Consider the following 11574-nt stretch of genomic DNA (forward strand, 5'->3'; position numbering starts at 1 on the left):
TCATTAAAAATAATAAACTCATCAGCGGCAAAAGCGATTTGAGTGACAACTTGCCCGTTTTTAACTTGAGCACTCATCATCATTTTAACATCGTAGTATTGCCCGTTGTGCAACACACCCGCTTTGATACTGAAGTACGCGCGGGAATTACCTTGTTGGTCAACCGATGTTTCCGCTCGTTTCTCAATTGCCGCCTTGTTATCACCTATTTCTGATTTAATGAGTTCGTTAACTTCCGCTTGTGACTTCTGATTATCAGCAACAACTTTTTGTAATGAGTTGATACTTGAATTCATATCGCCATATTGAGCATCAAGTTGTTCCACTTTTTGCGCCAAGGCATGAGTTTCAGTCGCTATAACAGTTTCCACGCGACGAATAGAAGCTTTCACACTCAACACTTCTATGCCTTGAATATCATGCTGAACTTGCAATTGACCAACTGCCTCAACGGTTGCCCCTTCAATATTGGCTACCGTTTGCTGTAGACTCGAAATTGAGGCTTCTGTTTCTTCGAAGCGGGATTCTGTTAACGCTTTCTCCGTTGTCATCGCTTCATCAAGGCTTGTCGTCGTTTCCGATAGCTCGTTGATGCTCGCTTTGGTTTCGTTGTATTGGCTCTGCTGAGTTTGCTTAACCTGCGTGACGGTTTTATCTAAATCAGCAATTGCACTCTTGTGCTCAGTCACAACGCTGCTAACTTCAGATAACTCACGGCCTTGCTCGGTTAACTGACCTTGTAGCGCCTCATCGCCGAGGTTAATTTCAGCACGTAGCTGTTCTTCAGATTTTGCAATCGCTTCACCCTGTTGAGCCTGAACCTCCTTAATCGTGGTAATCGCGCCTTCTGCGTCATTGAGACGTGCATCAATTTGTAGTTTATCTTCCGCTCGCGCTTCTGTTTCAGTGGCTAAGGCTGTCTCAGTACGGATAATACGGGCACGCGAGACTAGGCTTTCATTATGCAGCGAAAGAAACTGCGCTTGGGTTTGCCCTATGGCCTCCACTAAGGCTTTATTATCATCCGTTGTGACTTGCCCTAGGTGCGTTAGATACCCTCTCATTTCGCCAAATTCAGCAACAACAGATGCTTCATGTTTTGCTTGAGCCTTTTCCAAATCAGTGGTAGCGGTAGCGATATCGGTCACTCGCCCTTTAATAGTGCCAACTTCCTCGTTGGTCTCACCTAAATCAGCACGAACTTGCCTAATATCCTCTGCGAAAGCTTCATTTGATTTTGCTAGCGCATTTTGAACATTCAGAACATCAGCTGCCGTATGCTCAAATTGAGCCGCAACTTCTTGCTGGTACTTTGCCTGAGAGGCGGTGAAGTCAGCTTGAACTTGCTCTAACTGCTTAATTGACGCCTTACCTTTAGCGGATTCTTCCTTGAGTTCATAGTAATTTTCAGTCGAAAAGTGAACAACTTCCATGACCGCTTCATTAACCGCCTCTAATTCGCGATCAATACTGATAACCTTCTGCCTAAAGTCATCACTATCAATTTTTAAATCAGTAAGGTTATCTTTATTGAAGTCGATTTGCTCCTGCATTTGCTGGCCAGCTTCGGTGCTGAGGAATTTATCACCGATAACCTCCAATATTTCATCAGCCCGATCCTCCGGCTTGCCATTGGCTTCAACAAACTGCGATTTTCCTACTGGGTTCACAGTTCTGACATAAATAAAATATGTCTGGCCAGCTTTAAGCTTTCTCCCCTGAATAACCCACATCGTGCCATTACCAAGGTATTCAGCTAGCAACTCAACTTCATTGATATTCGCAATCTGTTTTTCGGAAAACCAAAACTCATACTGCAGGCGCAGCGCATTTTGCCCTCCCACATGTGGGATAATCCCTAAACTGAAAAAGCCCGGCTCAACATCGATATAAGACGGCGGTGGCGGTGGATTAATATCAAATGAGACCGAGGCTTGTTCGCCCTTTTGCCCATCTTTATTTTGTGGTACCACGGAAAGCAAATAATTGCCCTGCGGTAAATTACCAATGCGATAACGGTTTTCTTGGGTTTTAGCGGTGCCCACAATACGCCCTGCTTGGGTTAATTTGAGAATAAAATCAACACCACGAACCGCTGTTACGGTTGTCCAGTTGGCTTCCACTTGCCAGTTGTCGCTATCTGCACTGACTTCAACAGAGAGGTTTTCAACTGGAGGAATGTAGCCACCCAATGGCGTATCGGGCAGCGGTTCAAATTTTACACCCTGATCAACAATAACCTCTTTTTCGGGGACATGTTGAACTGCAATAATGCCGTAGGTACCATCGCCTTTATCAGAAATGGTGATAGCCCTAAATAAACGACGAGCCAAATCAGGCGGATTAATTCCCCAAATAGTTTTTGCTTTTAACCCTTTTGGTACCGCCTCAACTTTGATTTGGTTATTGGATAAATATCCCGTAATTTTCACACGCTCATATTTTCCAGTACCATTCATTAGGGTAATGAATATTGAGCCTGATTTAGGCGGAGTGATTTCCCTGTCTATAGTTAAAACTTTTTGAGTGGCATTAATATCAATGAGACGACCACTGATAGGATCCTCTCCACCAACCCAGTCATTATCCATAATTTCAATAATATCACCGGGAGTATGGCGCAACCCTTCCGCCCCTACGTCAAATTCTACCGTTTGCGTTTCTAACTTTTCAGTCATTAACACCCACAAACCATAGCGCCTTGCTTGCCCTCGACTCGTACACCCAAAAGCATCAAGGCGTAAGACATTAGGACCGAATTGAGCTACCAGTGCATCATCTGTTACCTGCTCGATGCTGGTTTTCCAACCATTTTCAGGATCAATGAAACGCACTTCAATGATGTTGTGACGGGCTTTTGCCGGGCTAAAGCTGTAATTAAATCGACCTGCAACCACATTGGCGTTTGTGTATGGCCAAACAACATCACTCGGGCGATCTTGGATGAAGGTAAGCATTTGTCCATTCCATGCAAACATCACTCGCATTTGAGAACAGAGATCTTGAAAAAAATCATAAGCTTTACGAATATCAGTAATGTAAGCATTGCAGGTAACACGGGGCTCTGTGCCACCAAAACCATCAGGCACCCTCTGATCGCAATACTGACCAATAACATAAAGTGCAAATTTATCAATTTCTGACAGCTTTAACCGCTTACCTAGCCCAGCACGGGGATTTGTCAATAAGTCATATAGAACCCACGCGGGATTATTTGTGTAAGCAGGCTTAAATGTTCCACTCCAGATACCGCTGTACTCTCGTGTTTCGGGGTTGTAGTTATCAGGTACCTGAACAATGCGCCCTCTGATGAGGTAACTGCGAGAAGGGTATTGATTACCAAACTGCTCACTTTCAAACGTCAAACCTGCAACCGCTGAGCCCGGATAGGTTTGATTAATATCGGTGATCTCGGTATAGCTTGACCATATCGTATTATTTTGTAGCTTATCGCTATTACTATCTGGTGTAATGCGAACCATACGAATGCTAAATGGTGGAGATGGTAAGTTATCAATAATAACTGCTGTTAAATAAGGTGAATTACTACGCTTTCCTCGGATTGTAAGATTTTTCTCTGTCACCCATGCGCCATTACGCTGCACTTGGATTTGTAATTCTACTGCAGTGGTGACTCTATCTCCGTTATCCTTAACCTCGACCAATGTTTGGGTTCCAAACGTTAAGCGGAGGCGATCAATGTTCCTTGAGGTAATTGTTCGTGTAACTGGGGTGCTTTTTTTTATTTCAATCCCCACAGGAGTTTCACTTGAGGATGAAGAAAACCCCTCTAATGCCGGCTGCTCCAATGTTCCAGAGACCCACTGAGCCGTCATGCCATTAACGTTACTATTACCAGACGAGTCAATCACAGGGGTATTATTAAGATACACGCCCTTTAAATCACCCACAGGTCCCTCAATGGGTCCTTCGCTTACAAGGTCAACGATAGACAGTTTTTGCCTTGATGTTAAATCGTTAGGTGCTTCGTACGGTGTACGTTGCTTGCCTCCACCTTTACCCATGATTAAGTCTCCCCACTACCACCGTGTTTGCCTACGTCAATATCTTTGCCTTCACTGTCATCCATAATTTCGACAGACTGAGAAATCACCCGTGATCCACACATGATTTCACCGTACGCGATAGGTACCGCCATCCCTTGAGCCACTGAGTTGTCTAGATTGCTGAAATAGGTGTTCCCTTTTTCTTCTTCAGAACGAGATAAGCTGACTCGCTTAGGAAGTGGAGTCAGCATCTGAGCAACGCCGCCCAACATCATTGCGGCACCTGCTGACATCATCATGGTTGCCGCTGTCGCCGATATCCAAGCAGGCCCCCACCAACCCAAACCCAAAATAGCGGCACCTGCCACAAACTGAAAAACACCACCGGATTTAGCCCCTTCAATACGTGGCACAATATGGATAACCGCATTGGATGTTAGCGGCTCATAAATACGTTGATGAAGTTCATCAGGCTTAACATCAGAGCCACTTATACGGATCTGATACCAACCTTCGCGGAATTGCTGTTTAAGATTGGGAATTTGAAGGAATAAGGCATGAAGCCCTTCGGCTGCGGTTTTTATATTTAAATCGAATCGACGGCCAAATCGTTGCAGATCCCCATAAAATCGGATGGTTGCCAACTGCGGTAACGCCAAATCGAGTGAGTCATTTTTTGCCATCTTTCGTTATAAACCTCACGTTTGCTTAATTGATTAGGGACGTGGTGCAGGATTGTCTGATCACCGAGGTAGATTGCGGCATGATTTGCGCGAGAACTGGCGTAACAACACAAAATAATGTCACCGGGTTGGATATCTCTTTTGACTTGCTTAAAGCCATTTTCAGTCAAATTATCTAAATAGAGCTCTTTACCTTGCCGCCACCAATTGTCTTCGCGATCAAAATCCGGCAATAAATGACCGGATAGATGATAAGCATCACGAAACAAGCCATAGCAATCTGTAGAGCCATGAGCAAACTCACGACCCAATAACTTAGGCACACATTCAAATTTGATAATTTTTTCATCACACGCTAACCACCAAGGGAGATGTGTTTTGAGCTGATGAGCTCTATCTGCTGAACTTAAGTAAGGCTTTCCATTTGGATGACTGTGAACAATAGCAGCCACATCACCTAAGCGTTCGGCTTGGATGTAGCTTTCAACTGCAATCGAGAAATGGTTTTCAGGATCGGCATGCTGATTTTCACAGGGAATATAAACCTCGGTACCCTCTTGAATAATCACAAGGCCGCACGACTCCTGTGGCGCCATGCTTTTAGCATGTTCCAGAATAGTTTGTTCTAACATAGGGGTCCTTATTGACTAAGGCGAGATGAGGAGAGGAAGCAGCCTATTCGATGTGTATTGTTTCTTAATTTACAATCAGATAACCGCTTTCCGCACTTGTCTTTTGTTGGATCTTGGGTTGGGTTCCCAAGTTCATCAGCTACTGGCTCACCTTTATAGCCACACTCCTCACCTCGATAAGCAAAATTACACACATCAGAAAGAATGACTCGAGCTGGCAATGTCGCCCCATCGGTTTCAGTTGGAGCGGCTAACTCGAAAGTCGCTGTTTCTGCGTTTATCGAGGTCAGTTGCTCAATTACCCATCGACTCACCTGCTCTTGAGTTGGATCGGCATTTTCATTACCACCAGCAAAATTATCCACATCGAGAAACTTAGCGTCCGTTTTCCTACGGATCACCGTACCCCCGATGCCTGAATTTAACCGGCTAGCAATGCCATAAACCAAACCAAATAAATTTGATAATGAAATAGTTGGACGGGTTGATGGCCCTTTACCGTTAAACTCGAACCCCTCACCAACAATAGGATAAGGCTCATATTGTTGCCCTTGCCAAGTAATCGGTTTTAATAATTCATTCGCGCCATCATGAAAACGATAGCGAACACCACCGATATTGGTTAGATCTATTTCATATAATATGATTTCGGAGTCACCTTCGATTTCAGTAACTGCAATAAGTAACTCAGGTGGAATATTTTGCATTTTATTTACCTACAAAAAAACCACCCGAAGGTGGTTATTGCAAATAATTTAATATTTTTATTTATTAATAAAATAATTAAATTTACGAATAAAAGCCTCGTGAGCAACTGGTGGAATCTTCTGTTTTATATCATTCACATCGCCTTCGCTGTCTTTTATTAAGTTTATAGATTCAGGGTATTTTTCTTTAATTAAGCCTATTAGCTCTATTACAGCATTATCATCAATCAAATAACCATACTTAATTTTTATAAGTAATTTTTTATCATCAAAAATCAACGAACTACCTGTATTCGCGCTGATATTTTTTTCTGAAATATCACTTCCACAATGTTTGCACTTAATAGCCTCTGGTTTAATTAGCTCCGCACAATAAGGGCATTTTATATTTAATTCCTGATTATTACTGATATCCATACTCTGCACTTTGATATTTCTTTTCCCCCAAAACAAAACTATCAACAAACCACAGAGAATTGCAAAGCAACTTATTAATATGAAATTTTGTCTAGCAGACATTAACCCTATATTATTAACCCTTCTTCCATATTCTGATGCTACAGTTACATCCATTGAGAAAGAAGCTATAGCGCCAATTATGCCAATAACCAAAATAAATAGCCCAAATCCTTTCATAATGACCTCTAACTATGATAATTGGCATTATATTAGCGCATTGAAGCAAAAGAGAAAGCGATCAATCTTTAAAAAACTACCTGCTCAAATTCAGCACTGATAGTTTTGCGAATATTACCGTCATCCGAAGACCATTTTCTGCAAACAACTACAACTGCCGGCTGACTTTTTATAGGTTGAAACAAAAACGATTTTACACCGCCGTGACGAGCCAAAAATTCTAGTGCCTGATCTGCTTTTTCTAAAGGTAGCGATAAATTGACATTAAATTTTTTAAGCTGTGAATTCAGCCCATCTGATTTACGCTGTTCGTATCCATCGCCAAAACGTACAGATCTTACTCGGGGTGAAAAATCCGTTTTCATCCCCGGTTTAATTGGCCAATTGAATTTTTCCATTAAACCTCCATTATCTAGCCTTCACTCTGGAGGCTTTAAATATACTTATTAAGAGAATGAACCGCCATCACGACGCTGCTTTCTCATGTAATCTTCAGCTCCTTTTTTACCCACTTCATAAACAGCCTTAAGTGCTTGAGGTCCAATCTCACCATTTGAACCATCATTCTGAATAGTGACATGGTTGGTTTGATAGAAATCACCAGAATTTTGCTTCATATTTGCAGCAATAACACCTAGTTTTCCATCAATACCACGGCGCAAAGGTAATATCGCCTCTGGCCCCGCCTCACCCATAAGTCCCGCACCGCGAGCAAAGGGGAATAAAGTTGGTTTAGAAACAATCTGACCACTATAAGCACTTAGACCGGGGGTGTTGTACACGCCACCATTAGCATTCGGTGTCACGCTACCAAAACCAAAGACTTCAAACCCTTTAACAATGGTCATTTTAATCGCAATTTCAGCTAACATTTTTAGGATAGAGCGAGTGAAATCTTTAAAGTTAGCCTCACCCCCCGTGAGCGTTTCCGCCAGTTGAGAGCTAAAACCATTGAGCGTAGCTGAGGTTACATTTTGGATTTGCGCATTAGCATCCAACGCAGCATCACGATAATTACCCCAAGCCGTACTAGCGCCTGATACCCAATCCGTTTTTGCAGCATCCTCCTTATCAAAAGTAGCTTGCTTAGCTGATTTAACTTTGCCCCATTGTGGTGTGTCACCATAAACAGAGCGAAGCTGTTCCATTTCCAAGGCACGCTGAAGTTCTATGGTGGACTTACCCAGTGAATCAGCAATTGCTTTTTGCCTCGCCTCCTGTTGTTTGACATACTTATCAGCCTGATCCTGCAGTTTATTTAAGTGCTCTTGCTTGGCAATTTTGTCACCCAAATCCGCTAACTGCTTTTTATTCGCAAGAATACTTTCTTTATTTTTCAATAAAGATTGTTCATCAAGAGATAATTTACGAGTCTTTCGAGCTTCTTCTAAAACTTCAAATTTAGCCAACTCCAATTGCAGGTTTTTACGTTGCTGACTAAGGAAATCAGTTGCTGAAGAATGCTGCTCAAGAAGTCTTAATTGTGCCTGAAGAGATGTAACCTCTGCTTGTGCGGACTCGTCATGCCGAGTGCCCATATCAGGTTTATAGGCTTTCCCTTTCGGTGTTTTACGGTCTAGCTCTTTTTGGTATCGTTCCTTTTCTCGCTTAATGGCTTCATCTTTTGCGGCTTGAGATGCGTATTCATCGTTCCTGATTTTTTCTAATTTACTTTGATGCTTTTCTTCCGCTGATTCATATTGTTTTTTTAAGGCTAAGTCGGCAGCAATTTGTCTTTTCTTTCTCTCCTCCTCTCTGTTATCGGCTTTTTCCCTAGAGCTTTTTATATCCTGTTGAAATTTTTGTTCTTTTAATAAACCTAGCTCATGCCGTAAATCATCAGCTGTCTTACCTGTTTCATGAAAATACAACCCCTTTGAAGCAGGATTTATTTGAAAATCAACTAATTTTTGTTCTATTTCATTTATTTGCTGATCCAGCGTTTTCTGGCGACCAACATCAAGCATGGCATCCCATGCAGAAGTTGCCATTTCTTTTACGCCAGCCCATGCTGATTCCAAAAAACCAAGACTTTCAGTTATATCTGATGCCCTCTCTCTCATTGAGTTAGCATATGATTCCATAGCTAATTTAGCTGCATCAGATGATCGCCCTTGCTCCTCTAGCGTAGTTATTTGCTCAAGTTGTGTCGCTGTCAAAAAATGAAGGGATTTGTCCAGTTCCATGACCGCTTGAACTGGCTGATCTTTAAGGCGCTGAAACTGTTTAATAGTTTCATCAATAGATTGCCCTGTAGCCTTTTCCATTTTTGCCGCAACACCAGCAACCATATCGACTTGCGAGCCAGTGAATGAGCCAGAACCCACCACTTGAGCTAACGTATCCGCCATTTTGTACTGTGTGATGCCATCACCCGAAAGGGATTTGGCTAAGGCGTTAAGTTCGCCTTGAGTTTTAGCGGCATAGTTGCCCGTTAAGATAAGCTGTTTATTGTACTCGGTGAGCTCCTTAGATCCTTGGTATGCAGCAACACCAAAAGCCGTTAGTGCACCAGCACCGGCAAACATAGCCACTTTCCATGGTGTAATTAAAGATGTGATCGCTTTAAGTGAATTACCAAACCCACCAAAAGAATCTTTAATTTGCCCGCCTTGCTGAACAGCCACTAACCATGGAGGCATGCCAGAAGCCAAAGAAGTAACAATATCGGTCATTTGCATTGGTAACTGACGCATAGCTTGACGATACTGGCCAGAGGTTAAAGTTACCCCTTTCATAACACTATTTTGTTTTTCCAGCTTACGAATATAAATATCCGCTGAACTCGACACCCCGAGCTGTGCGGCTTGCAATCGCAGCATTTCAGTACGTGACAGGTTTTGCTGTGTGACCTGTTCTTTTAACTTATTAATAAAGCGCTGCTTGGCTTGTGCTGCGCTATTTTCTGACTGTGTAATGGATTTTGATGTACCAATTGCTTGCGAGGTAAGCGCTTGATAATCTTTGACATGCAATAATCCCTGCTGCATGTCCTTATTCATTTTGCGCTTAATGGCGCTCAGATCTTCTAATCCCTTACCATTCGCTTTAATTGCATCCAATTGGGCATAATATTGCTCAGCCAGTACTTCTTGGCTTCTGGCGTTTTGTGCTCGCCGCGCTTCAGCTTGAATGAGCCCCTGTATATTTTTGTGTGCTGCATCCAATTCAGCATTAGCCCGCTTCCGTTCGCTGGCTAATTTTTGCTCCGCTGAAATAGATTCATTTTCAAACTGCTTGAGTTGTGACCGTGAGCGTGCAAGTGCCGCTTCTGCCCTAGCCGCCTGCTTTGCTAATGCGTCTTCGCGCATTTTTTCAAATCGCTGCTCATCACGTTCTTGCTTTTCTAGTTCGCGCTGAACTCGACCGGCTTTTTCAAGAAGTTCGGTTGTATTCGCGCCAATCTTAATCTCAAGATCCGCTATTTGGTTGCTCATACCGCACCCCTCCTGATATCCCCTCACTGGCTAACTGAATGGCTTCGTCTGACATTTCTCCCTCATCTGCCTCAACATCAGTTAGCAACATAAAATCGGTCAACTCGGTTTTTGTGCCACTCATTGCCATATAAAGAGAGGTGTGCAAGGCAGCAAATTCAATATCAACAAGTTGAGGCATAAAAGGCGTCTTGCTGAAGTGTGTCACCCAATCACTAAACTCGGAGGCACTCATTTCACTTAGCATTCGACGCCAATCTGGACGCCCAAATTCACGCGCAAGTCGCAAAGCAAAAATACGCTCACGGCTGGCTACTTTTCCAACGTGATAAGCTCACCGTCTTCCTCTTCATCGCCATCACTCTCAGGGCTCGACATGCCGCTGATTTCCGAGATGGCGCGAACCGCTTCGCTTAATGCATCCATGCTCCATGTTTGCGCGATTTCGTCGTAGAGGTCATCAATGTCACGATCGCGGTCTTCATGCCAACGTGAGCGAGAAACCAACCATGCTTGGCTCTCTACCATTGAGCGCATTGATTTAGCATCTCTTTCAGCGCCTTCAATACCGTCGATTTCCTTTTCTTTTTTTGCTAAAAAATCAAAGTAATCTGCGCGTTGCAGGGCGGATAGCTCATAGAGAACAACATTTTCACCACCAATAGTGATTTCTTTTTTCTTTAAAAACATATCGATACCTTTTCATTAAAAATAAAAAAGGCCGCTGAGCGACCTATTCAGGCGATGCAACTTTTAGTGCATCGGTCATCTATTGATTTACAAGTAAAGCAAATTTTTATGCCGCCAATCTGTGCATTTCTTCTAGCAGCGGTTGTTTATGGTTTTTGTTAAATAACTTGGTTAATTCATCTTTTCGTTGCTGAAAGCTCCATCCCATTGAGATAAATACAGTATTTGCTCTTTGCAGCTCAGTTACACAATGTATTTGCTCTGGGGTTAAATAATCACGAATAGGCTCTTCCTTCCCTATATCGTTATGGACACGAAACTTAGCAGAAGTCATGCCAAGTACAATACGATTAATTAAGTCGGCTTCATTACTGAAATGATGAGGTGAAATAACCTTCCCTTGCTCCTCTCTCGACTTTTTAACAGCATCAGTCATTGGCTTATATTCCAATCTTGATGTGTTTCTATCTAATTTCTTAGCAGCTAAAGCCGAGCGCATTTTGAAAAATTCAGAAACAAGCCTTTTCTTGAACGCCCTAACAACATCATTGTTACGCATGTATGTAATTAACAATGTTGCCTGCTGCTCATTAAGTAATGCTACTTGTTGCTTTTGTCGTCCACCTTCTGTATCAAAGGATCGCATTTCAAATGCCACCCTTCCAAATTCATTGAGGTCATCGACATAGTGACGAACAAGCTGAATTACTGTTTTGTGTTTCTTTTTAACGCCATCAGCAATTGCAGAAGAGCTAGCTAATAAATCAAACTTTTTAATTTCT

Annotated in this window: 10 protein-coding genes; all 10 read right to left on the reverse strand. The window is 42.6% G+C overall.

Annotated elements, in window-relative coordinates; genetic code table 11:
• Positions 1-4025 (reverse strand): TipJ family phage tail tip protein (gene gpJ / locus PSF28_RS22610; RefSeq protein WP_272685681.1); only part of this gene is annotated, 4025 nt, incomplete at its 3' end.
• A gap of 2 nt (positions 4026-4027) precedes the next feature.
• Positions 4028-4690 (reverse strand): tail assembly protein, encoded by a 663-nt coding sequence (locus PSF28_RS22615; RefSeq protein WP_272685682.1) that lies wholly within the window; start codon positions 4688-4690, stop codon positions 4028-4030.
• Positions 4594-5322 carry a C40 family peptidase gene (locus PSF28_RS22620; protein WP_272685683.1) on the reverse strand — a complete coding sequence of 243 codons (729 nt, stop codon included), beginning with the start codon at positions 5320-5322 and terminating at the stop codon, positions 4594-4596. The genes PSF28_RS22615 and PSF28_RS22620 overlap by 97 nt, the downstream gene beginning before the upstream one ends.
• Positions 5323-5330: 8 nt before the next feature.
• Entirely contained in the window at positions 5331-6029 is a 699-nt protein-coding gene (locus PSF28_RS22625; protein ID WP_272685684.1) for a phage minor tail protein L, read from the reverse strand.
• Positions 6030-6086: 57 nt separating this feature from the next.
• Positions 6087-6665, reverse strand: a complete 579-nt coding sequence (locus tag PSF28_RS22630) for a zinc ribbon domain-containing protein (RefSeq protein ID WP_272685685.1) — start codon at positions 6663-6665, stop codon at positions 6087-6089.
• Between the two features lie 68 nt (positions 6666-6733).
• The gene (locus tag PSF28_RS22635) at positions 6734-7063 is read right to left on the reverse strand and encodes a phage tail protein (RefSeq protein ID WP_110591861.1); all 330 of its coding nucleotides are present in this window, start codon (positions 7061-7063) and stop codon (positions 6734-6736) included.
• A gap of 48 nt (positions 7064-7111) precedes the next feature.
• Positions 7112-10102: a phage tail tape measure protein gene (locus PSF28_RS22640; protein ID WP_272685686.1), complete on the reverse strand. Its 2991-nt coding sequence runs from the start codon at positions 10100-10102 to the stop codon at positions 7112-7114.
• The gene (locus PSF28_RS22645) at positions 10077-10349 is read right to left on the reverse strand and encodes a phage tail assembly protein T (protein WP_232062808.1); all 273 of its coding nucleotides are present in this window, start codon (positions 10347-10349) and stop codon (positions 10077-10079) included. Before PSF28_RS22645 ends, PSF28_RS22640 begins: the two co-directional genes overlap by 26 nt.
• A gap of 65 nt (positions 10350-10414) precedes the next feature.
• Complete coding sequence (gene gpG / locus PSF28_RS22650) at positions 10415-10792, reverse strand: phage tail assembly chaperone G (protein WP_166687538.1); 378 nt, start codon at positions 10790-10792, stop codon at positions 10415-10417.
• Positions 10793-10898: 106 nt separating this feature from the next.
• A partial coding sequence (locus PSF28_RS22655; protein WP_272582425.1) for a Rha family transcriptional regulator occupies positions 10899-11574 on the reverse strand: 676 nt, incomplete at its 5' end.

The sequence above is a fragment of the Providencia sp. PROV130 genome, assembly GCF_028482225.1.
Classification (GTDB): domain Bacteria; phylum Pseudomonadota; class Gammaproteobacteria; order Enterobacterales; family Enterobacteriaceae; genus Providencia; species Providencia rettgeri.